Source organism: Nostoc sp. KVJ20 (assembly GCF_001712795.1).
In the GTDB taxonomy this organism is placed as follows: Bacteria; Cyanobacteriota; Cyanobacteriia; order Cyanobacteriales; family Nostocaceae; genus Nostoc.
Genome location: NZ_KV757566.1, coordinates 22,695 through 45,648, shown reverse-complemented (window position 1 = coordinate 45,648; position 22,954 = coordinate 22,695). Strand labels below are relative to the sequence as shown.

At 39.5% G+C, this 22,954-nt stretch carries 26 protein-coding genes; 10 read left to right on the top strand and 16 right to left on the bottom strand.

Going from position 1 to position 22,954, the window contains the following annotated elements:
* Positions 1 to 13: 13 nt before the first annotated feature.
* On the bottom strand, positions 14 to 628 hold the full coding sequence (locus tag A4S05_RS05275; protein WP_084226986.1) for an arsinothricin resistance N-acetyltransferase ArsN1 family B: 615 nt from the start codon (positions 626 to 628) through the stop codon (positions 14 to 16).
* The gene (locus tag A4S05_RS05270) at positions 625 to 1,071 is read right to left on the bottom strand and encodes a hypothetical protein (protein WP_069068779.1); all 447 of its coding nucleotides are present in this window, start codon (positions 1,069 to 1,071) and stop codon (positions 625 to 627) included. The genes A4S05_RS05275 and A4S05_RS05270 overlap by 4 nt, the downstream gene beginning before the upstream one ends.
* A gap of 152 nt (positions 1,072 to 1,223) precedes the next feature.
* Here A4S05_RS05270 and A4S05_RS05265 point away from each other — a divergent pair, with 152 nt between their 5' ends.
* The 9 genes from A4S05_RS05265 to A4S05_RS05225 all read left to right on the top strand — a co-directional run bounded on the left by A4S05_RS05265 (position 1,224) and on the right by A4S05_RS05225 (position 8,034).
* On the top strand, positions 1,224 to 2,159 hold the full coding sequence (locus A4S05_RS05265) for an NAD(P)-dependent oxidoreductase (protein ID WP_069068778.1): 936 nt from the start codon (positions 1,224 to 1,226) through the stop codon (positions 2,157 to 2,159).
* 51 nt (positions 2,160 to 2,210) lie between these two features.
* Positions 2,211 to 2,885, top strand: a complete 675-nt coding sequence (locus tag A4S05_RS05260) for an HAD family hydrolase (RefSeq protein WP_069068777.1) — start codon at positions 2,211 to 2,213, stop codon at positions 2,883 to 2,885.
* Positions 2,886 to 3,115: 230 nt separating this feature from the next.
* Complete coding sequence (locus A4S05_RS05255; RefSeq protein ID WP_069068776.1) at positions 3,116 to 3,478, top strand: hypothetical protein; 363 nt, start codon at positions 3,116 to 3,118, stop codon at positions 3,476 to 3,478.
* A gap of 45 nt (positions 3,479 to 3,523) precedes the next feature.
* Positions 3,524 to 4,324 (top strand): SDR family oxidoreductase, encoded by an 801-nt coding sequence (locus A4S05_RS05250; protein WP_069068775.1) that lies wholly within the window; start codon positions 3,524 to 3,526, stop codon positions 4,322 to 4,324.
* 312 nt (positions 4,325 to 4,636) lie between these two features.
* Positions 4,637 to 5,311 carry a cadmium resistance transporter gene (locus A4S05_RS05245; RefSeq protein ID WP_069068774.1) on the top strand — a complete coding sequence of 225 codons (675 nt, stop codon included), beginning with the start codon at positions 4,637 to 4,639 and terminating at the stop codon, positions 5,309 to 5,311.
* A gap of 17 nt (positions 5,312 to 5,328) precedes the next feature.
* Complete coding sequence (locus tag A4S05_RS05240) at positions 5,329 to 5,637, top strand: hypothetical protein (RefSeq protein ID WP_069068773.1); 309 nt, start codon at positions 5,329 to 5,331, stop codon at positions 5,635 to 5,637.
* A gap of 196 nt (positions 5,638 to 5,833) precedes the next feature.
* On the top strand, positions 5,834 to 6,454 hold the full coding sequence (locus tag A4S05_RS05235) for a pentapeptide repeat-containing protein (protein ID WP_069068772.1): 621 nt from the start codon (positions 5,834 to 5,836) through the stop codon (positions 6,452 to 6,454).
* Positions 6,455 to 6,941: 487 nt separating this feature from the next.
* The gene (locus A4S05_RS41360) at positions 6,942 to 7,085 is read left to right on the top strand and encodes a hypothetical protein (RefSeq protein WP_176726920.1); all 144 of its coding nucleotides are present in this window, start codon (positions 6,942 to 6,944) and stop codon (positions 7,083 to 7,085) included.
* A complete protein-coding gene (locus A4S05_RS05225; RefSeq protein WP_069068770.1) occupies positions 7,066 to 8,034 on the top strand; it encodes a TauD/TfdA dioxygenase family protein in 969 nt (322 codons plus the stop codon). Before A4S05_RS41360 ends, A4S05_RS05225 begins: the two co-directional genes overlap by 20 nt.
* A gap of 32 nt (positions 8,035 to 8,066) precedes the next feature.
* On the opposite strand, the gene A4S05_RS05220 is transcribed toward A4S05_RS05225, so the two are convergent.
* From A4S05_RS05220 to A4S05_RS05160, 13 genes are all read right to left on the bottom strand, one after another.
* Complete coding sequence (locus A4S05_RS05220) at positions 8,067 to 9,128, bottom strand: Mrp/NBP35 family ATP-binding protein (RefSeq protein WP_069068769.1); 1,062 nt, start codon at positions 9,126 to 9,128, stop codon at positions 8,067 to 8,069.
* A 65-nt stretch (positions 9,129 to 9,193) separates the two neighbouring features.
* Complete coding sequence (locus tag A4S05_RS05215) at positions 9,194 to 9,955, bottom strand: DUF4058 family protein (protein ID WP_069068768.1); 762 nt, start codon at positions 9,953 to 9,955, stop codon at positions 9,194 to 9,196.
* Positions 9,956 to 9,974: 19 nt separating this feature from the next.
* Positions 9,975 to 10,937: a HEAT repeat domain-containing protein gene (locus A4S05_RS05210; RefSeq protein ID WP_069068767.1), complete on the bottom strand. Its 963-nt coding sequence runs from the start codon at positions 10,935 to 10,937 to the stop codon at positions 9,975 to 9,977.
* Positions 10,938 to 10,974: 37 nt separating this feature from the next.
* Positions 10,975 to 11,202, bottom strand: coding sequence for a 4Fe-4S dicluster domain-containing protein (locus A4S05_RS05205; RefSeq protein WP_069068766.1), 228 nt, complete (start codon positions 11,200 to 11,202; stop codon positions 10,975 to 10,977).
* 92 nt (positions 11,203 to 11,294) lie between these two features.
* On the bottom strand, positions 11,295 to 11,765 hold the full coding sequence (locus A4S05_RS05200) for a GNAT family N-acetyltransferase (RefSeq protein WP_069068765.1): 471 nt from the start codon (positions 11,763 to 11,765) through the stop codon (positions 11,295 to 11,297).
* 19 nt (positions 11,766 to 11,784) lie between these two features.
* On the bottom strand, positions 11,785 to 12,567 hold the full coding sequence (locus A4S05_RS05195) for a class I SAM-dependent methyltransferase (RefSeq protein WP_069068790.1): 783 nt from the start codon (positions 12,565 to 12,567) through the stop codon (positions 11,785 to 11,787).
* A gap of 25 nt (positions 12,568 to 12,592) precedes the next feature.
* On the bottom strand, positions 12,593 to 13,756 hold the full coding sequence (gene argJ / locus A4S05_RS05190) for a bifunctional glutamate N-acetyltransferase/amino-acid acetyltransferase ArgJ (protein ID WP_069068764.1): 1,164 nt from the start codon (positions 13,754 to 13,756) through the stop codon (positions 12,593 to 12,595).
* 55 nt (positions 13,757 to 13,811) lie between these two features.
* Entirely contained in the window at positions 13,812 to 15,521 is a 1,710-nt protein-coding gene (locus A4S05_RS05185) for a fumarate reductase/succinate dehydrogenase flavoprotein subunit (RefSeq protein ID WP_084226985.1), read from the bottom strand.
* A 156-nt stretch (positions 15,522 to 15,677) separates the two neighbouring features.
* Complete coding sequence (locus A4S05_RS05180; RefSeq protein WP_069068763.1) at positions 15,678 to 16,733, bottom strand: sulfonate ABC transporter substrate-binding protein; 1,056 nt, start codon at positions 16,731 to 16,733, stop codon at positions 15,678 to 15,680.
* Between the two features lie 224 nt (positions 16,734 to 16,957).
* Positions 16,958 to 17,317, bottom strand: a complete 360-nt coding sequence (locus A4S05_RS05175; RefSeq protein ID WP_069068762.1) for a DOPA 4,5-dioxygenase family protein — start codon at positions 17,315 to 17,317, stop codon at positions 16,958 to 16,960.
* Positions 17,317 to 18,066, bottom strand: a complete 750-nt coding sequence (locus A4S05_RS05170) for an SDR family NAD(P)-dependent oxidoreductase (RefSeq protein ID WP_069068761.1) — start codon at positions 18,064 to 18,066, stop codon at positions 17,317 to 17,319. Before A4S05_RS05170 ends, A4S05_RS05175 begins: the two co-directional genes overlap by 1 nt.
* 231 nt (positions 18,067 to 18,297) lie before the next feature.
* Positions 18,298 to 18,909, bottom strand: coding sequence for a thioredoxin family protein (locus tag A4S05_RS05165; RefSeq protein ID WP_069068760.1), 612 nt, complete (start codon positions 18,907 to 18,909; stop codon positions 18,298 to 18,300).
* A gap of 78 nt (positions 18,910 to 18,987) precedes the next feature.
* Positions 18,988 to 19,197: a hypothetical protein gene (locus tag A4S05_RS05160; protein ID WP_069068759.1), complete on the bottom strand. Its 210-nt coding sequence runs from the start codon at positions 19,195 to 19,197 to the stop codon at positions 18,988 to 18,990.
* Between the two features lie 832 nt (positions 19,198 to 20,029).
* On the opposite strand from A4S05_RS05160, the gene A4S05_RS05155 reads away from it, so the two are divergent.
* Positions 20,030 to 21,349: an MFS transporter gene (locus A4S05_RS05155; protein ID WP_084226984.1), complete on the top strand. Its 1,320-nt coding sequence runs from the start codon at positions 20,030 to 20,032 to the stop codon at positions 21,347 to 21,349.
* Positions 21,350 to 22,133: 784 nt separating this feature from the next.
* On the opposite strand, the gene A4S05_RS05145 is transcribed toward A4S05_RS05155, so the two are convergent.
* Positions 22,134 to 22,901 carry an ATP-binding cassette domain-containing protein gene (locus A4S05_RS05145; protein ID WP_069068757.1) on the bottom strand — a complete coding sequence of 256 codons (768 nt, stop codon included), beginning with the start codon at positions 22,899 to 22,901 and terminating at the stop codon, positions 22,134 to 22,136.
* Positions 22,902 to 22,954: the final 53 nt, after the last annotated feature.

The following is a 22,954-nucleotide window of genomic DNA, read 5'->3' as shown; positions in this document are numbered from 1 at the left end:
AAAGCTGTATCAGTTAAACCCGAAGTAGCAACAGTCCAGTTGTTAATGCTTCATCCCACAAAGGCGATTTTTGTATTTCTGATACAGAAAGAGGTGGATTTATAGATTCGCCATCATTCAAGAAAGATTGCTCTGATTGGAGAGATAATTGCCAATATCCTACATCGTGCCACCGACTAAATTTATACCCAACTCGACATAGGACACCTACAGGCGTAAAACCAACAGCTTCATGTATAGCTAAACTTGGTTGATTGGGTAGAGCAATCGCGGCCACAACGTTATAAAATCCTTGGAGTCGCAGCAATTGAAACAAAGAAGTATATAAAGCTTTAGCAATTCCTTTTCTGTGATAATCCGCACTGACGTACACAGAAGTTTCGACAGACCATTGATAAGCCGCACGGGTACGATAAGGACTAGCATAAGCGTAGCCGACAACCTCACCATTAATTTCGCAAACAAGCCAAGGCATCTGCTGTTGATAGCTGTTGATCCGCTTTTGAAACTCCGTTTCACTGGGCGGTTCTAGCTCAAAGGAAATTGTAGTTTCGCGGACAATTGGTGCATAAATTGCCAGCATTTGTGATGCGTCGTTTACAGTAGCTAGTCTGATTGTCGCTTTCACTGCAATACTTGTCTTCTAGCAAACCAACTGAACAATAAAGCTGTTCCTAGTCCCCAAGCACCGTTGACTAATAAAGCTGTAATCATCGCTGGTAGCTTCCAACCTCCGGCTATGGGTAAACCCTTCAATGGTGCAACTACAAACCAAGCCACCAATGTGGGTGCAACAGCGCCAAAAAGCAGCGCAGTTAACCAATAATTTCTATTAACTTGCCAGCGCAGTGTAATAGTAGCCCAAATTAAACCCCAAATTCCTCCCCAGAAAGCACCTGATAGAAATTGCGGTATACCAAAAGGCGGTATCGGTGTGGTTTGATAAGGCGCACGGGGTGCAAAGTTAATTGCATGAAGCAACGCCAGCAAGCCTTGGTGAAATACCAGCACAGCCACAAATCCAGCAACGAAAGCTAGGACAAATCGAAATACATCTGCTTTTTGAGTCATCAGGTAGCTTGCTTCCTTGGAATGATTTGTGATAAGTTGCTATTTAGATAAGTACGATAACTCTATCAATTTACTGTACTTTTTGGATAACTCAATCACCAAAATCAGCGTATTTAGTTAAAAGCTTCATACAGATAACAATCAAGCTTTCCATGCAAATCCAAACAGTTGGTATTTTAAGTCCAGGTGACATGGGGCAGGCGATCGCAGCCGTTCTCAATCAAAATGGATTGAAGACCATTGCGGCCTTAGACGATCGTAGTCCAAGAACTCGGCAATTAGCTGCCGCAGCCAATATCCAAGATGTAGGTTCTCTCACACAACTGGTAATTGAATCTGATCTGGTGTTATCAGTTTTAGTTCCTGCCGCCGCCGCAGAGGTAGCAAAGCAGGTAGCTGAGGTGATAAATAATGTGGGGAAACAGATTCTTTATGTTGATGGTAATGCGATGTCTGACGACAAGCCGCAAAGCGTCTACGCACCTCAAAAAGTAAAGCGTATTGCCCAACTGATTGAATCATCTGGGGCAACTTTTGTAGATGCTTCCATCATTGGCCCACCTCCTAGAGTTCCCGGTCGCACGCGCATCTATGCGTCAGGAAAACACGCCAATGAATTGCAACAATTGCAGAATTATGGATTGGATATCCGAGTGATTGGCGATGAAGTTGGTCAGGCTTCTGGATTGAAAATGTCTTACGCCGCCCTCACCAAAGGACTGACAGCGATTAGTACAGAATTATTAATTGCTGCCCATCGTTTAGGTTTGGATGAGCAACTATGGAACGAAGTATCTAGTAGCCAACCAGAACTTGCTGCTATTCTCACCCGTTCTATTCCATCCATGACACCAAAAGCACATCGTTGGATAGGGGAAATGGAAGAGATTGCAGAAACTTTTAAAGAGGTAGGTTTGACTGAGCGGACTTTTTACGGAGCCGCCGACGTTTACCGCTTGGTGAAGGATACATCGTTAGGCAAAGAGACACCAGAAGAACGTAACCGCGAGAGTGCTTCGCACACGCTTCGCGAACGCTCATTGAGCGAAATCATTACTATTCTTTCCGACGAAACTGCATCAAACTAAAGCTTGTAAATTAATCCGTGCTGTTGTTGACTTTGAATTTTTAGTAAATTCATGAACAAATTTAATTTAGTTATTTTTGATTGTGATGGTGTTTTGATAGATAGTGAGCGAATCGCAAATACTATTTTGTTGGAAATGCTCAAGGAAATAGGACTATTTTTAACTTTAGATGATGTGTTCGATATTTTTGTTGGCGCATCAATGACCCACTGTTTAGAAATAGTTAGAAATTTGCTTGGCAAATCTCTACCAGAGAACTTTGCTACTGAATTTGAGCAACGAACCATGCAAGCTTTCATGACTGATTTGCATCCAGTCCAGGGAATACATGATGTTTTGAGTAAGCTCAATCTTCCTTGTTGTGTTGCTTCAAATAGTAGCCCTAAGTGGATACAAAAAGCTTTATTTGTAACAGATTTGCTTCCTTACTTTTCAGATAAAATATTTAGTGCTTCAGAAGTTTCACGTAGTAAACCATATCCTGATGTATTTTTATATGCAGCCGATAAAATGGGATTTTCCCCAAAGGATTGTGTCGTTATTGAAGATACACCCACAGGTGTCACAGCTGGAGTTAATGCAGGTATGACAGTATTTGGTTATGCAGAACTGATTAACCCAGAAAAACTAAGAGCAGTTGGTGCATCTGTCGTATTTAATGACATGAAATTATTACCAAAACTGCTAGAGCAGCAAAATCAACCTTTTCTTAACAGTGGAAAGTAAAAGCACGATATCTAATCGTTATTGATGTTTTATTCGCACTATGAAAAGGAGTCAGAAGTCAGAATTCAGGAGTCAGAATACCCCATGTCTGAAGTCAGGGGTTTCAAGCAAGGAATACTTTTTTCTCCTCCACGACTGAAGTCGGGGGCTATCTTACCATGATTCATCCACCAGTCGCACAGAATTCAATTCTGAATTCTGGCTCCTGACTCCTGAATTCTTCTTCGGTAATGACAGACAGCAATGAATTCTGGCACAAACTAGATCGGCTAGTAGCCACTAGCAATCTTAAAATTGAGCGTCCAAGAGGAACCCCACACCCCAGATATCCATCCTTGATTTACCCTTTGGACTATGGATATTTGCAAGATACTCAAGCTGGAGATAGGTCTAATATTGATGTTTGGATCGGAAGTTTATCTGGTAAAAAAATAACTGCCATTATTTGTAGTGTGGATTTAGAAAAGCGTGATACAGAAATCAAGATACTTTTAGACTGCACATCTGGTGAGAGTCAAGGCATCTTGAATATCCACAATACAGGCTCTCAGTCAGCAATATTATTAATTCGCGCTGAGTCTAATTTGATTTGAGTCTGAAATTCAAACAATTAATATTTTCAACACAGGTAAATCATTATGAGCTTAGACCTACAACTATCAGGTAAAACAGCAATTGTTACAGGTGGAAGTGCAGGTATTGGATTAGCCACGGCTAAAGCTCTCTACACTGAAGGTGTGAATGTAGTGATTGCTGCTCGTAATCAAGAAAAGCTAGAGAAAGCAGTAGCCGATATCCAATCCTTACCGACTCCAGGCGCTAAAGTGATTTCTGTCAGTGCCGACCTCACTCAAGCAGAAAGTATTGATCAGGTTGTCTCTACAACCCTGGCACAATTTGGTCAGATTGATATCCTAATTAACAATGCTGGTTCAGCGCGTGCAGGATCTTTCTTGGAGTTGGGTGATGATGCTTTTTTAGATGCTTGGAATCTGAAATTGTTGGGCTACATCCGATTAGTTAGAGCCGTTGTCCCACATCAAAAAAATCGGCATGATGGGCGAATTGTCAACATTATTGGTGGTGCAGGACGCACACCTCGTCCGTCCTTCCTCCCAGGCGGTACAACCAATGCTGCCTTATTGAACTTCACGCGAGGAATTTCTAAAGAGTTAGCCCAACATAATATTCGCATTAACGCTATTTCACCTGGTCTAACTGGTACAGAGCGTGCCGAACGTTTAGCAGAGCAAAATGCTCAAATCCGTGGTGTGAGTGTAGAAGAAATCAAGGCAGAATCATTAAAAGCAATACCTCTAGGGAAAATCGTTAAGCCAGAAGAGATTGCTGCACTGGCTTTATTTTTAGTTTCTGATCTTGCCTCTTCCATTACTGGGGCGGAGATTCTGGTTGATGGCGGCAATACTCCTGGTGTTTAACTGATCGAGCCGTTCTAAATCATTTGTGAAAAACAAGATACCCGACTTCTTAAAGAATTCGGGTATCTGAGCCGTAATTTACATCTTGCACCAGGCAATTCTCACGCCTGGTGCTTTTTATTTTTTATTCAATAACTTCATTTTATCATTTTAACAAAAAAGAGTATTTGCTCTTATCCTGTCCAGCCCATAATATGAAGTTCATAAGCTACTAAGCTTACCCGTTGAAGGACAAAATTACATCTGTAATTAATTGCGATCGCTTCAACCATCTTCTAAAAGAATTTTGTTAAATCGTTGCGGAGAAAAAATATGGCTTGGCTAATTGGTACATTATTTATTGGAATATCTGCGGCTTTTGCAACGACATTTGATGACAATTTATATTTGACAGCTTTCTTTGGCAAAGTGAATCATACTTTTCGTCCTAAGCATATTATTATTGGCGAATTTGTAGGATTTACTGCACTAGTGTTTGCTAGTCTTCCTGGTTTTTTTGGTGGTTTAGTTCTCCCAGAAGCATGGATTGGTTTGCTAGGAATTCTCCCAATTATAATTGGTATTAGTCATCTAATGAGCAGAGAAGAGGAAGAAGAGACTTTACAAGCTGTATCAGTTAATTTTACTAATTCAGCCAAAAAAAAACGCCAGAAAAAATCATTAGTAGCAACGCTAAAAGATCGTCAAACCTATCGGGTTTCTGCTGTTACCATTGCTAATGGTGGAAATAATATCGGTATCTATGTTCCGCTATTTGCTAGCAGTAACGTTCCTAGTCTGGCAGTCATTTTATGTGTTTGCTATTTAGCGATTGGAATGTGGTGCTTTGTCTCTTACAACCTAACCCGGAATCCTGTCATGGCTTCTGTTATGACTCGCTATGGTCGGAAAGTCTTTCCATTTGTATTAATATACTTAGGATTATCCATCATGTTTAAAAGTGGAACTTATCAACTTGTACCTAATCTAGCAATGCTTTTTAGATAGAAGCTTAAATCAAACACATGAAAATTCTCAAAATAGCTTTAATGACTTTAATTCTTTTAATTAACTTAGCGATTGCTGCTCCCTCTTGGGCAGATGTAACATCACACTTAAGCGCAAATTCTGACTATTTCGTAGGGCAAAAAGTTATCTGGCTTTATAAAGCTCGTGCTGACTCAGAAAAAACCCAGAAAATTCCTGGCGAAGTCGTCAAATTAGGCTCTAAGCAAGTGCAAGTAAAAGTGCAGAAAAATAAAAATGAGTTCGTTAATCGTTGGGTAAATCGAGACAGACTAGAAGTTGATAAAGGTGACCATTTTTTCAAATAAAATAAATATATAATTTATTCCAAAACTAATTTTGATCGCATATTTATAGTTTGCATGACTAACCTAAAACTAATCATCATTTTTATTTATGTTTATGCAAAATAATAGCATTTGATTTTGAAGATTAATTAGTATTAAAGTAGAATCAACATTAAACAAAACAAAACCCGATACTAAATTCAAGGAAAGTAAACCAATGAAAAAAACAAACTCGAAAAAAGTAACTTCTTGGCTTTTAACTGCTGTATTTATGGTATTTATGACGGTATTTTCTCTTTTTGATCAGCCTTATGCTTTAGCTCAATCAGAAATACCACCAGTAACTACAGAATCCACGTCAACTCCAATAGTGTCTCCCTCTCCTGTCATACCTCCAACAATATTGCCAGTAAACACTGTAGCTGCAAATGTTCAACGTCTATTAATAACCAATGAATGTGTTGGATGCAACTTAGTAGAAGCGCAATTAGACAATGCAAATCTGCAAGCTGCTAACTTAGCGGGTGCAAATTTACAAGAAGCCGAATTAGAAAAGGCGAATCTGCAAGGAACAAACTTAACATCAGCTAATTTACAGGGAGTAGATTTAAGCAAAGCAAACCTAGCTGGAGCAAATTTGCAAGGTGCAAACTTATTTGATGCAGATTTAGAAGCAGCAAACTTGTTAGGGGCTGATTTGCAAGGAGCAAACTTACAAAAGGCAGATTTACAAAAAACAAATCTCACAAATGCCAACATCCAAGGTGCAAACTTACTAGGGGCTGATTTGGAAGATGCACTGATACCACCAGGATTGAATGGCACTAAGTTAAGCTGAAGGGTATGCAGCGTAAGGATTGCAGAGGAGCAGGGGCGCAGGGGGGAGTTTCTAAATATCCGAACGCAATGCTTAAAACTTCTTCTTTCTCCCCTGCACCTCCGCTCCTCTGCACCCTTGCTGCCTCAACGATTTTCCCTTTTCTTAGTGCCATTCCCACCAGGATTCACGAATCAGTATCAGTAATTTAAATTCGATTTGCAAATATTAAAAGCCTCAGATCCGAATGGCACTAAGAAAAGCCCAAAAGCTTGTGTCGTCTCGTTCCCAGCCTCCAGGCTGGGAATGTATTTAAAAGAGGCTCTGCCTCAATTCAAGCTACTGGAGGCGGAGCCTCCCAGAATGGATTCCCAGCCTCCAGGCTGGGAACCAGTCAGAACAAGGGCTGTATCTTTTCTTAGTGCCATTCGCCTCAGATCCCCGATTTTTTCAAAAAATTGGGGATCTTTTTGTCCCATTTAAAATAAAATACGGTAAATCTATCAAGTTGCAGTATAATAATTTTGGCTACGATCGCTTCCTTCGAGATATTGCTGGTATTGGATTGCAACACGAAGGAAGTGAACGAGTGCAAACACAGCTATATATTGGGTACAACCCTGGAGATTTATATGAGCAACAAGCATATTGAAGTCAAACCGGTAGCTGGTTTCATCGGTGCAGAAATCAGTGGTGTAGACTTGTCGCGTCCTCTGCATGATGAAGCGGTTGCCGAAATTCGGCAAGCATGGTTGAAGTGGAAAGTTATCTTCTTTCGCGGTCAGAACATCGATCATGCTGCACAGATTGCGTTCACATCTCGTTTCGGCGAAGTGACTTATGCACATCCCCACGAGGATGAGCCAATCGAAGGCTTCTCACAAATACTGCCGATTGATCGCAGTCGCTACGAACGTCGCAATGGACTGCGCCGTTCCAGCTACGAAAGCCGTTGGCATACCGATGTGACAGCAGTTGTTAACCCACCAGCAGGGTCTATTTTACGTGCGGTGAATGTCCCCAACATTGGCGGTGATACACAGTGGACTAATCTAGTTGCAGCCTACGAGGGTCTATCAGAACCTCTAAGGAAGTTGGCAGATGGATTAAAAGCAGAAAATCGGTTCAATGCTCGGTTACGGATACCAAGCAATAGCAAACTCGCCCAGCGCATTGCAGCTAATCCACTGGTTTCTGTTCACCCAGTCGTGCGGGTTCATCCAGAGACAGGTGAACGTGCATTGTTCGTCAATCCTGGCTTCACTTCCCACATTCTGGACGTGTCACCACAAGAAAGCGAACTATTACTTGAGTTGTTCTTCAATCAAATTACCAAACCTGCTTACACCACCCGCTTCCGTTGGAACAATGGTGATATCGCATTCTGGGACAACCGCGCCACCTCACATTTAGCCCCACAAGATTTGGATCATATAGAAGTTGAGCGCGTACTCTATCGCACTACCATCACAGGTGATGTTCCAGTTGGGCCAGATGGTTTCCGTTCACAAGTGGTTGAAGGTGAGCCGTTAACCAGTGAATTACCGACTGTCCTCAAGCAGAAAGCTGAGAAACTAGAAGCCCAACCAGTGCTGGCGTAAGCTAGATAGTTTTAAACTAGGCTGTGAAATATCTACGCAGCCTGGTTTTTAAAAGTTGCATTAAGTGATATTGCAATTTTTCTAAAAACCTCACTGGCTGGAGAAGCTTGTTCACTAATTGCGATCGGATTTCCAGTATCTCCACCGCTACAAATGCGGGGATCAATGGGAATTTGTCCCAACAGAGGCGCTTGTAATTCTGCGGCCAGTTGTTCGCCGCCACCACTACCAAAAATCGGTGTGCGTGAACCACAATCACCGCAAATTAAATAACTCATATTTTCAATGATGCCAAGCACAGGAACACCCACTTGGCGAAACATATATATATTACGTCGTACATCTGCAACAGCCACTTGTTGAGGAGTTGTCACTAAAATGACTCCACAAATTGGGCTTTCTTGGATAATTGTAATTTGAGCATCACCTGTACCAGGAGGTAAATCTATCAATAAATAATCTAATTCGCCCCATTCTACATCTTGCAAAAATTGCGTGATAATTTTGTGTAATACAGGCCCTCGCCATGCCAAAGGGCGATTTGCTTCTGCAAGTAAACCCACTGACATTATTTTTATTCCTTGAGCTTCTAGAGGTAAAAACTTATCACCTGTGGGAGTATTAATCACTTGAATATCAGCTTTTCCTAAACCCAACATTTGGGGAATATTGGGCCCATAAACATCAGCATCTAATAGTCCTACTTTTGCACCTTGTAATTTTAAAGCTGCGGCGATATTAACGGCTGTTGTGGATTTCCCCACACCACCTTTACCACTAGAAATGCCTAGAGTTGTTTTAACACCGGGAATTGTACAAATTTGAATATAAGTTTTTTTACACCAAGATAGAGATGATAATTTAGATTCAATCTCTGGCTGTAATTGGTGCTGATGATAACCAACATATAAACGCAAGTAAATATAGTCATCAACTATGCGTAAGTTTCGTACCATTCCCAAACTAACGATGTCATTTTTTAAAATAGGTTCAATAACCTGTTTGAGTAGTTGGACGACTTCTTGCTGATATAAATTAGTGTCTGGTTTTGCGTGATCTTCTGGATGCTGAAAGGGCGATTGGTGGTTAGACATGGTTAAGAGAAGCTTAGGGATTAGAAATTTGCTAGTTGCAATATAGTAAAAGCGATCGCTCTGATTTAGATCCTCTGCAAAACTTCTCTCACCCAAGCTTCTTCTTCGGGCGATTGCGCTATCTTTAAAGGTTGTGAATAATCAATTGCCAAGTCAAATCTAGCACGTTCGTAAACTTCATTTAATAACCTTTGCAAGTCAACTATAGGTTCAGGTTCTCCCTCACGCAAAGGTACAGGAAAAACAGGAATTGGGTTTTTTAAATCAAAAGTATATAAATCTGCATCAGGTCTGTTGTAGCTGCGACTAACCAAGATACTATAATCTGTGGCTGTTGCTCCTAAAACAGGCATTGACTCTCCTTGTCTTAAGAGATCAATTTCTACCAAATTGGTTGCAGAAGCTAAAATTTTTTGTCGTTTGTTTTCGTAAGCGGCTCTACCTTCTTTGGAGCGTTTATTTTTAGGGGAAAGTATTTCTATCACCGCAACTACTTCTTTACTTTGAGTTGCTCGCACCTCTAAAAATCTTTCATTTACTTGTTCCGGTATGGGAACTTTCACTTTACTGGGTTCGGTAAGTTTTGCAGCCGTCAAAGTGGTGCTAGTATCTGTAGTGTTACGATTGGCAACGGCTACATCAGCAATTCCCACAAGTAAGATATCATCTACACTAGTGTAAACTCGCTCCTCTATGGAAACTCTGTATTTAGGCGCGATTTGAGGAGTTAAATCGTCAGCGATCGCTACAATCAAACGATTATGAAGTTGATACCAAAGTTCAGGCTGTTCCAAATACGCGTTCATTCCAGGAAATGGATTTCCCATTGCGTTTTACCTTAGTTATTTACTGCTCCCTTGAGACTATTTTAGCTGTTTGAATCTTATGAATTGCCCGTTGCGCTTGGATGGACACTTCTTTGTCAGGATCATCTAAGGCTTGTTGCAGAGGGTTAATAATATCAGGGTGAGCTAAATTACCAAGTGCGATCGCAGCTTCTTTGCGGACATCTGCATATTCATCTGTTAATGCTTGAATTAATCTCGGTATAACTTGAATATCTGGAATTTTTTGCAAAGCTTGTGCTGCTGATTTCCGCACTTGCCAATGTTCATCACTTAAAGCTATTTCTAATGCTGAAATTGCTTGATTATTTGCATGAATCGCCAGAGATTTAGCTGCATTTCGGCGAACTTGCCAATCACTATCATTTGTGAGTGCTTGAGAAAGTATTGTAATCACTTCTACATCTTGTAAATGTTCTAAAGTTAAAGCAGCAGCACGACGTACACTTGCTTCCTCATCAAAGATTAAATTTAAAGCTTGTGGACATTTTTCTAGTTGATTGATATATCGCAGTGTCGTAACGGCTGCTTCTCTTAACTCAGGATTTTTTGATTCTAAAAATGGTAAAATTTCGGGTAAAGATTGAATATCATGTATCTTCCGCAAAAGTACTAAAATATTTAATTGAAGATTTATATCATTACTTTGGAGTTTATCTAGTAAAAGTAACAATTCATCTTGTGTAACTAACTCATTTAATGCTGATGCAGCTTCAGTGCGAATATCTGTATCTGCTGAACCGAGGCTTTCAATTAAGGCAGGTATGGCAACGGGATTAGCAATTTCCCAAAGAGCAGCGATCGCTATTTTTTGGACAGTAACATTTTCATCTTTTAAAGCGATAATTAAAGCATCTATTGTGTCATCATCGCCTAAATGTTGTAACGTTTTGACAGCTACTAAGCGATCATTTACATCAGGCGATCGCAGCATTTCTAGCCAATCTTTGAGGTCATCATTCATTATTTTTACCACAGAAGCACAGAGTTACAGAGAATCTTTAACGTAATAAAAAGGGAATTTGTACTGTAATTGCATTAGTAGGACATTCTTTTTCACAAGGTAGACAAAACCAGCACTCATCATATTTCATGTAAGCTTTGCCTGTCTCTGGATTCTTCGCCAACACATCTAAAGGACAAACCTCAATACAAGCTGTACATTTTTCTAAACATTTCGATTCATCAACGATGACAGGAACATCTATTCTTTGTGTGATTAAAGCCATACATTTATTATTCCCTAATTCAATTAATTAACTTTAAACAAAAAATTCTAATCATTCCCACGGATAACTCCAGTAACCATTTTTTAAGTTATTTACTCTTGAGACTGCAATTTTTTATAGAATGTCACCGACTGCTTGATATTCGTATAACCAATTTTTTCATAAAACAAGTGAGCCTCTTTACGTTTAATATTAGAACGGAGTATGACTCCTTCACAGCCAAGCAGATTAGCCCACTGTTCAACTTGTTGCATTAAAAGCCTTCCAACTCCATTATGTCGATAATTTTTATCTACCACTAAACCGAAAATGATTGCTTGGGTAGGAATAATTATTAATTCTGAAATATGAGCGTGTGCCCAACCAATTACATATTCATCTTCTAGAGTGGCAACATACACAATATGAGCATCGTTATTTTTAATTTTAGTAAGGCGCTGTTCTATTTGTTGATTTGTCACAGAATACTCAAGTTGTTCGCAAAGACTAGCAATTCTCTCTACATCTTTAATCTCAGCTTGTCTAATTTTAATTGTCTGACCTATAGTCATTTGAATTAGCATAAGTTTAAATCACATTTATTCAGTTATTCAACATTGTGCGAATAAAACGATAACCCAAATCAATCTCCATTAAATTACGAACATCACCATATTTATTTACCCATGCACCACTACTTAAATCTGCTGCCAATAACTGTAATCCTTTATTTATTAAATCTTGATTTCCTAACGCAAAAGATGATATTCCAGCACGTACTTCTGGTTGAAGATATAACTCTGGTCGTCTCCAGGCTGCTGCTGCGAATAAATCAGATAAATCGTATGGTAATAAAAGAGGTATGACTTCAACATGCTTTTGAGTATTACTCTGAATTAAGTTTATCTGTTCGTTAAGTGGTAAAAATCGTAAAGCATCTTCCCACAAAAACGGGAAATAATCATAAAGCCATATTTTCTCAGCAAACCTAATATCAAAACTGAGCAAAACTATTGTCCCATCTCTAATAACTCGTTGCATTTCTTGAAACGCTTTTTCAAGATGAGTAAAGTGATGAATTGCTAGGATACTTATAACGCCATCAACAGACTTATCTGGTAAAGGTAAATTTTCTGCATAGCCAGTGAACCACTTAACTTGCGGATGTTCTACTGCTTGTTTTTGCATTACTAAAGAAGGTTCAATAGCATTAACAAGAAATCCTTTGTTAGCTAGGGCTAGACTGTAACCACCAGTACCGGCACCAATATCAGCGATAATGCTACCTTTGGGTAAATTGAGTAAATCAATTAGTTGATTGACAATGCGGATATCAGGAATGCGAGTTTTTGAATATTGTTTACCAATTGAGTTATAAATAGACATTGTTATTTTTATAACACATATTATTTTAAGTTGAATATTTACCATTAATATCAATATAACCTTCTGAAAGGTCACATCCCCATACAGTTGCAGCAGCTTCGCCAATATTGAGACTGACATGAATATTTACTTTTTCTTGGGACATAATTTTTTGTAGTTGCTCTAACTTTTCCTCAGAATAAGTGTCAGGATAAACTTGGATAAAATCAAATTTAATTACAACTTTTTCTTGATTTATCTCTTTATCATCTTCGCATTTGCCTATAGCCATAGCGACTCTTCCCCAGTTGGGATCGGCTCCATAAATAGCAGTTTTTACCAAAGGGGAATTAACAATTGCTTTGGCAACTCGTTTAGCTTGTGCATAGTCAATAGCAGTATCTACAGTAACTTCAATAACTTTAGTAGCACCTTCTGCATCTTGTGCGATTTTTAGCACTAATTCATGTGCGATTTCTTGCAAAGCTTGAGTAAATTCTTGTTGCGAAACTTCACCAGCTAAACCATTGGCAAGAATTACAGCAGAATCACTTGTAGAAGTATCAGTATCTACACTCAGGCAGTTAAATGTTTTATCTATAATAGGTCGGAAAATAGCAGGAAGTATATCTTTGGGAATGGCTGCATCGGTGAAGAAGAAAGCTAACAGCGTAGCCATATTAGGCTCAATCATGCCAACACCTTTAGCAATTCCGATTAACTTGGCATTGCCAATTTGTCGCGTAGCTAGTTTAGGTACGGTGTCAGTTGTCATAATGCCAACTGCTGCTTTTTCAAAATCGGCAGTAGTTAATTTTGTACCTATACCTGATAAACTACCTCGGATTTTTTCTATGGGGTAACGTCTTCCAATAACACCTGTAGATGCTATAACAATATCTTGAGCAGCTATCCCAGTTTCAGTTGCGACAAGTTGAATAATTTCTTCTGCATCAGCAACGCCAATAGCACCATTAGCAACATTGGCATTTTTAGATATGACTATAATGCCTTGCGCTTGAGCATCTGTTAAATTTCGGCGGCTGATAGTGACACTTGGCCCTGCAAATAGACTTTGAGTAAAGACTCCATCAGCAACACATGGAACTTCTGATTTAACCAAAACGAAATCATCAGTATTATCTTTAATACCTAAGTTGCTTACAAAACTGCTAAATCCTTTGGGTATTTCAAAATTAGTTAGTTGCATCTTTTTTTACTAAGTCAATGCTTTAAGCATCTGAATAAATTAATTGTTGAATATTTTACCTCACAGTTACATCATAAATGTCTTTGATTTTATCTACTTCTACTATGTAAGGATCTACAGGACGTTTAAACAATATCATTTGTCCTGATTCATCTTTTTTTAAATTGACGTGACAAAACCACTCATCATCATTTTTCTCAGGATAATCTAAACGGTAATGATAAAGTCCCCAACGAGTTTCTTGACGATATAATGATGCTCTAGCTGCCATTTCTGCACAGTCTCGAATAAAATGAACTTCCAAAGAACGCATTAATTCATGGGGGTCACGAGCGCCCATTATATCTAATGTTTGTTGATATTGGACAAAATGTTTCAGACCAATCTCAATTTTATTGCCTGATTTTGGTGGTTGCAGATAATCATTAACTAACCGTCTTAATTTGAATTCAACTTGAGTATGAGGTACGCCATTGGGACGTGTTAATGGTGCATAAATTCTGGCTTTTTCAGCTTCTAAAAAATCTGTATCTGGTTCGATAAAATCTAAATCTTCAATATATTCAATGGCATGACTTCCGGCTATACGACCGAAAACAAATGCCCCAATCATATAATTATGAGGAACACTGGCCATGTCTCCGGCTGCATATAAACCTGGAACGGTTGTTTGAGCGTTTTCATTCACCCACACACCAGAGGCACTATGACCACTACATAAGCCAATTTCGGAAATGTGCATCTCTATGCCGTGGGTGCGGTAATCTTCATTTCTACCTTGATGAAAGCGTTCTCTACTTGGTCGTTCATTTGCCCACAGTATAGATTCAATTTCAGCAATTGTATCTTCATCAAGATGGGTCATTTTCAGTTGGACTGGCCCTTTTCCAGAATTTAATTCTTTCCAGATTTCCAACATCATTTGACCACTCCAATAGTCGCAGCTAATGAAGCGATTTCCTTCGGCGTTGGCTGTATGTGCGCCAAAAGGCCCAGCAACGTAGGCACAGGCGGGACCGTTGTAATCTTTGATTAAAGGATTAACTTGAAAGCATTCAATATTACTAAGTTCTGCACCTGCATGATAAGCCATTGAATAGCCATCCCCGGCATTAGTAGGATTTTCATAAGTGCCGTAGAGATAACCGGAAGCGGGTAATCCTAATCTGCCGCAAGCACCTGTACATAAAATGACTGCTTTAGCTTGAATGACAATATAATCGCCGTTTCTGACATCAAATCCGACTGCACCAATAGCACGTCCTTCTTTAACTAAGACGCGGGTTGCCATGACGCGATTTGTAACTTTGACTTTGTGGCGTTTGACTTGGCGAGTGAGAATTGTTTTGAGGTCTTTTCCTTCTGGCATGGGTAAGACATATTTACCCACACGATGCACTTGTTTTAAGTCATAGTTGCCTTGGGCATCTTTTTGAAATTTCACACCCCAACTTTCTAGTTCTTGGATGACTTCGTAACCTAATTTACCTGTTTGATAAACGGCTTTTTGGTTGACAATCCCATCGTTAGCAAGGGTGATTTCGCGCACGTATTGTTCTGGGGTGGAATGTCCGGGAATGACTGCGGTATTCACGCCATCCATACCCATTGCGATCGCACCACTCCGTCGGATGTTAGCCTTTTCTAAGATCAGCACCTCTGCATCTGGATTCGCTTGTTTGGCTTTAATTCCAGCCATCGTCCCGGCTGTACCGCCACCAATGACAAGTACATCAGTTTTTATTTGTTGGGTATTGATGTCCATAAGCTTTTAGAAGTGGGGAGTGGTGGAGATGTAGCTTTAGCTTCTCTTGCAGAGACGCTAGCGCGAACCCGCAGGGTGGGAGATGATGGGGATGGGACTTCCTAAATTACGAATTACGTTAGCGCAGCGTTAGCGACGCAGGAGCGTCATTACGAATTACGAATTACCATTCCAAACGATATCTTTGACTTGGATTTGCTTGGGAACTAGCTTAATTTTATGAAAAGTGTCAGCAATGTTTTGTTGCTGAGTGATGACTTCATCTGTTAGCGGTAAAACGCCATACTCCCGGCGTTTTTCAGCAATTTCCAATGCTGCTGCTTTAATACCTAATTCTGGTTCTAGAAACTTGGCAACTTCCTCTGGATTATCTGCTGCCCATTTATCTGTTTTGCTGATTTCATCTAAAAGGGTTTTCAACAAATCTGGGTGAGAATTGACAAACTCTTGACGAGCAAGATAGTAACCCCGATTTGGTGCTAAATTTGTCGCATCTGTTAATATCCTGACATCTAGATCGTGTTCAACTGCTGCTAGGTAAGGATCCCAAATTGCCCAAGCATCAACGTTACCGCCTTCAAAGGCTGCACGGGCATCTGCTGGTGTCAGATGTGCTGGTTGGATGTCACTATAGTTTAATCCGGCAGCTTCTATAGCTTTGACTACAAGATAGTTAGTGTTTGACCCTTTAGCAAAGGCTACTCTTTTCCCCTTAAGGTCAGCAACACTTTTAATCGGCGAGTTTTTCGGCACAACAATTGCTTCGGCTTTGGGACTCCAAGGATCGTAAGCAACATAAAGCAAGGGAGTACCTGCGGCTTGGGCAAATATTGGTGGTGATTCTCCTGTGTAGCCAAAGTCAATACTACCTACATTCATGGCTTCTAGCATAGGTGGGCCGGCGGGAAATTCCGCCCATGTGACTGTAGCACCAGCAGCAGTTAAAGTTTGCGCTAAACTGCCTCGGTTCTTGAGAGCGTTGAGAATAGTAGCCGCTTTTTGATAGCCGATACGAACTACCACACCTTGAGTTGCTGTCTGCGTTGCGGCGGAGTTACTTGTGTTGTTGGGAGAACAAGCCGAGATCACAAGAGTTAAACTTAATCCGACAGCAAAGAATAAGGCAAATGTGCCAATTCTGGATATTTCATAATTCTGAAGAAAACTGCTGACAATCTTCATCAGTCGATGTGGTAAATACTTACTAAGCATACGTACATTAAACTACAAGCAATAACAATACTACGATAAATTGGGCAATTTACCGTATTTTACTGATAGAATATTCACATAGACAAGCCGCAAATGCAAGATCCGAAAAAGTATGCCTATTACGAATTAGCGCATAAAATTTTAGCGGTTTTTAAACGCATAGGCGCTTTGCCTTCCCGCAGGGTTGGTACGCCAAGGAAAGCGCAGAGATACGCAGAGGATTTTTAAGAGGCGTGGGGTTTGATGCGTTGTAGGAAATCGACGTTTAAATCTAGCTTATTTCCTAGCCATAAAGAATGTGCTGTATGATCTGTGACATCATCACCCGTCTCAGGGTGGACGAGAATATCTAACCCTTCACGGTTGAGCATTAACCAGGAGACGACTGGCGTAAATTGGTTTGGTGAAAAGGCAACTTGATACATTGCTTGTGGATGCGGGCCAATGGGTTGATCGTGCCAGCGTCCAAGTTTTACTTCAAATCTAGCTCCTAATCCTTCTCGGATACGGGCAGCAGTCTCACGAGTCTTGGTATCGTAGTAGACATGAGCATGAAAACCAGTAATGATGCTATTTTCTTTCATTACCGTTCTTGTTGAGTTGGTCGAATGAGAATTTCATTGACATTAACGTGGGGTGGTTGAGTTACAGCATAAGCGATCGCTCTGGCAATATCCTCACTTTGTAGTGGTGTAATTGCTTTGATCCGGTCTTCAACATTTTTTTTAGCTACAGGATCGGTGACATGATTATTGATTTCTGTCTCCACCAAACCAGGCTCAATAATAGTGACACGGATGTTATCTTGTAAAACTTCTTGCCGTAGGGATTCGGAAATGGCATTCACACCCCATTTAGTGGCGTTGTATATCCCCACACCTGCACGGGCTATCCGGCCTGCTACTGATGAGATATTAACGATATGACCGCTACCTTGGGCTTTGAAAATTGGTAAGACTGCATGGGTAGCATAAAGCAATCCGAAGACATTGACATCAAACATCCGTCGCCACTCGGAAGTATTACCGCCATGAATATTACCTGTCAGGGCTACACCTGCGTTATTAACTAAAATATCCACTCGCCCTAACTCTGCGTTGGCTTTGTGAATTAGGTTGTTGGCTTGGGTTTCGTCGGTGATATCAGTAATAATAGGTAATGCTTCTCCCCCACTGGTAGCAATTTTTTTGGATAATGCTTCCAAGCGATCGCCTCTTCTGGCTGCAATTACCACTTTTGCCCCTTCTGCGGCTAAGGCTATAGCCGTAGCTTCGCCAATTCCCGCAGAAGCTCCTGTAATAATTGCTACTTTATTATCTAATTTCCCTGCCATAACTCAACCCTTTGCTACCATTCCGTATTAAAAGTAATTTCCAGCGACATTGGGTATAGAATCAACCCTAGCCCCTATTTCCTAGTTTCTATCGAACTGCGATAAGCTAAAACACATCTAATTTGCATATTAAAATTTTACCAATGTCTTGTGGGGTGAGCATCTTACCCGCCCTGATAATGCAAGTTAAATGCTGATTAGCTTACCAAGGGTGAGCTTTCCTGCGGAACGCTACGCGAACGCTAACGCCGGATTTTGATAATAAGCAGGTTCATTCCCTGGCTTCCACTTGATATTACAACCAATACTAGGCTTTTGTTCCCAAGTCACAGCCCGACCTCTCAAGACAGTTTCAATTGCAGCCCGCAAGTCTTTTCCAGTCACAGGTATTTCGCTTTGTGGGCGGCTATCATCTAGCTGTCCCCGATAAACCAGTCTGCGAGTAGCATCAAAGAGAAAAAAGTCAGGAGTACAAGCAGCAAAAAAGTTTTTCGCGGTTTTCTGAGTCTCATCAAACAGGAGTGGATAAGCTAAATCTAACTCTTGTGCAAAGGCTTTCAAAGATTCCGGTGCATCGTCAGGATGGGTAGTAATATCATTAGCACTAATTGCCACAATACCCAGATTCCTATCTGTATTTTGTATATAGTCCTGACCCAGTTTTGCTAATTCAAATTTGATGTGCTGTACGTATGGACAATGGCGACTCAAAAATATCACTAGCAAGGCTTTTTCGCTAGCAAAATCAGAGAGTGAAATCGTTCTACCCGAAACTACATCTGGTAAATAAAAATCAGGTGCTAAAACACCTAAAGGTAGCATTGTTGAAAAAGTCTTTGCCATAAAATAAAAATCCTTTAATTATTCAAAACAACAGTAAAAGCAGCGCGTTGATTGTACATTGTAATTATGAATTACTAATTATTTCTGACTAATCATGGTTTTAGGTGTGATAGCTGCATATTGCTCAGGTGTCAGCATTGCTTCTTTTACATCTATGGATTTAGGAATTACTTTCTCTTGGGTAAATAAATCCGCGATTTGCTGTTGACCCGCCATAATTTCTGGAGTAATTGCTCTTAAACCGTAAGTTCGTCGTTGCCTATCTACGCAAATTCGTTCAGAAATCAAAGCGGATTCCTATAGGACTCATATTTGATTTTTGAACAAAACTCAGTACACCTTTATTCCTTCTTTCCAGTCCCCAGTCCCTAATCCCCAGTCCCTTACCTCTACGAGTGATTCAGAAATCAAAGACGCTCGTTCGCGTAGCGTGTCGTAGACAAGACTCGCTACCGCTTCGCTATCGGATTGCTATATATCACTTTGATGGAAATGGTTAAAATTCTTCATTTGTGCTGAACGAGATTTTTTAGTAGGACGTTCAAGTGCAATTGTCATAATTACGTCTCCATAGTTAAGATGTCCGTCAACTTTGAGCAAAATCAAGCTTTACAACCAAGCAAAAATCAAAATTTTCAACTCGATATCAACTGGAGTTGTATTACTGTATTCGCGTTCTCACTGATTACTCTGTGTGTACAGTACTTATGCCAAAAGCTACAAATACTATTTATCTACCGATTTATCGTAGATTTACTTGATATTATTGCATAGTCATAGCTACAATACAAGTGCTTAGGAGCTAAAGTATATGTAACTCAAAATTTAAGATAAACTAACTCTTAGCAAAACTAAATGTATTCTGACCATAGACTGGTTCCCAGCCTGGAGGCGGAGCCTCTCAAAATACATTCCCAGTCTTAAGACTGGGAACGATGCTACACAAGCCTTTTGGCTTTTCTTTTTAGTGCCATTCGTCTCAGGATATATTAAGTCTGCTAACTTTATGTTTAACTAAATTTAAGTATTTCTAAATTATCTGAATAATTGCGAAGAAAATAGCAAAGTCAGTGAACTTTTCATCCAAAAATTGGCTCAAGTCTCCTCAAGGAAAATATTGATGCAAAAAAGTAATAAAAAAAGCTCTGAAGTAAGCAAACTATTGTTTACTTCTTGGGATATTCCACCTGCTTTAAAATCTCCAAATGTTTGTTGTTTCGTAATTGGAGAGAGTGTATCTTTTTTTGGCTCTTGGATGACTCAAATCGCTCTTGTATGGATGGTTTATCAAATCACTAATTCAGTCATGTTAGTTGGCATAGTTGGATTCACCAATCAATTTATGGGGTTAATTATTACGCCATTGGTAGGTGTGTATTTAGATCGCTGGAATTTACGTTATGTATTATTAACCACTCAATTAGTATCCATTTTACTATCTTCTACTCTTACTATTCTCACTATTAACAGTCATATTACCGTTACGTGGATTATCATCATCGGTATTATGCAAGGAACTGTCAAAGCGTTTGATCTGCCAGCACGGTTGGTAACTATTCCTAGATTGGTGGATAACAAAGCAGATACTTACAGTGCCATTTCTATCCATTCATTCTTAATTAATACAGCAAAGTTTGTCAGTCCCATGCTAGGAGGATTCTTACTTGCCAGATTTGGGGCAGCTTCATGTTTTTTAGTCGATAGTATCAGCTATATACCATTTGCTTTTGCTATATTAACTGTACAAATTAAATCAGTTTCTAATAAATATTTACTAAAAAACACAAACATTTTCCAAAATTTAAAAGAAGGTTTTACTTTTGCTTATAATTTTCTCCCCATTAGGTATGTTTTAACCTTACAAATTCTGATTTGTTTCATGGTAATGACCCACGTTAACCTCATACCTGTTTTCGTCAGGGAAATATTAAATGGTAATGCAGAAACTATGGGATTTTTAATGACTGCTTCCGCACTGGGTTCGATAATTGCTGGACTTTATCTAATTTTAAGGAAACAAGCCACAGGATTAGTAAACGTCATAGCGTATTCTGCTATGGTTTTAGGTTTAGGTTTAATACTGTTTTCTCGCTCTAATAATCTACAGACTTGCCTAGTATTAATTTTCATTGTCGGGATGACGAATACGCTTACCTTGGCAGCTATTAGTAACTTTGTGCAATTAATTTTGGTGGATGAAACTAAAAGGGGTAGAGTCACAAGTATATTTACAACAGGCTTTTTGGGAATATTACCTTTTGGGAATTTATTTTTTGGAGGATTAGCAAGTAAGATAGGAGTTGATAATGCGTTATTTTTCGGTGGTATTTGTTGTTTAATAGGAGCTATCTTTTTTGTAAAAAAATTACCAAACATAAAAAAATTAATATCTCAAGTTTATGTAGAATTGGATTTAATTACTCAGCCCAATAGAGATTAAAATAATTCGTAATTCGTAATGACGCTCCTGCGTCGCTAACGCTGCGCTAACGTAATTCGTAATTAAAAATAAAGTAAATCATGCTATTTAACTAATTTAGGTTTTACCTCTGTGTTCTCCCTTCAGATACTCTTCCCTTTGGCACACTCCACTTACCTTGCTTCTCTGGAGGAGTACCAGAACATCTTTTTCTTTGGAGATTGGAGACGCGATCGCAGTTTTTACAATGGAGGAAACCTCCGCAATAGACTGCTCTCTTCTCCTAGCACCTATTCTCGCCATTGACGCTATAAATCATTGTACCCAGAGACAAGCGTGATACTTTCAGCCTAGCCTTGCCAAGATTCTCCACTAATGTTGAATTTGAATGGAGTCAGGAGTCAGAATTCAGAATGAATTCTGTATGACTGGCGGATAGCGTAGCGTTAACGGGTCTGAATCACCGACAGATTTATTCTAACTCCTGAATTCTGACTTCTGAATTCTGAATTCTGAATTCTTCTTCAACAATTTGAATAAAAATAATATTTGTTTTTATTAATCAACTTACTTTACAGTAAATATCAACCACTAGATGAACAATTTCTATAAAGCTAAAAGTCGAGATTGTGAATTTGAATAGCGAAGTACTCATGAAGAAATCAATTTCTCATAAATTAACTAACGACTCAGTAAAAATCCTTAGTTATGGTACAAAAAACTAAGTGAATATCTCTCTTGTTGACCACAATTACCACCCTTGGTAGTTGGGGTTTTGTTGAGATATCCACTTAAAAGTAGAGTATTAATGACTCATTTGCAATAATTGATGTGCATGAGTGCCTTCATTATTCATAACTTGTTCTAGTACTGCTTCCCTAATATTTACAAATACTTCACTAGCTCTGTCTCGTGGACGCGACAATCTTACAGGTAAATCTAACGCAACTCGTCCTTCTTCAATTACTATCACTCTGTCTGCTAACGCCACAGCTTCTTCTACATCATGTGTGACTAAAAATGCCGTAAAACCTCTCTGTTGCCACAAATCTTCAATTAAATATTGCATTTCTAGGCGAGTTAACGCATCCAATGCTCCTAAAGGCTCATCAAGTAGTAATAGTTGTGGTTGACTCACCAAGGCTCTGGCTAATGCTACTCGTTGTCGTTGCCCTCCAGATAAGACGTAAGGCCATTCACCAGCTCTATCTTTGAGTCCTACTTGTTCTAATACCCACGCAGCTTTTGCACGCCAATTTTCTTGCAAACCCAGACCCACATTATCTATTACACGTTTCCAAGGTAGTAAGCGGGGGTCTTGAAACATCACTCTTACAGAATGACTGAGCTTACGTAGCGGTTCTCCATCTAGCAATATGCCGCCTGTCGTGGGTTTATCTAACCCTGATACAAGGCGTAGTAAAGTACTTTTACCGCAACCACTGCGCCCTACAATAGCAATAAACTCTCCTGGTGCTACTTCTAGATTTAATGAGTTTAAGACAGTTTTATTTCCAAAAACTTTGCTTAAACCCAAAATTGTAAGTTGTGAACCTTGTATATTTGAAACCATTTTGATTTTTCCTTTTTTTAGAGATCATTGAGCGATTCAGTTATTGAGTATTT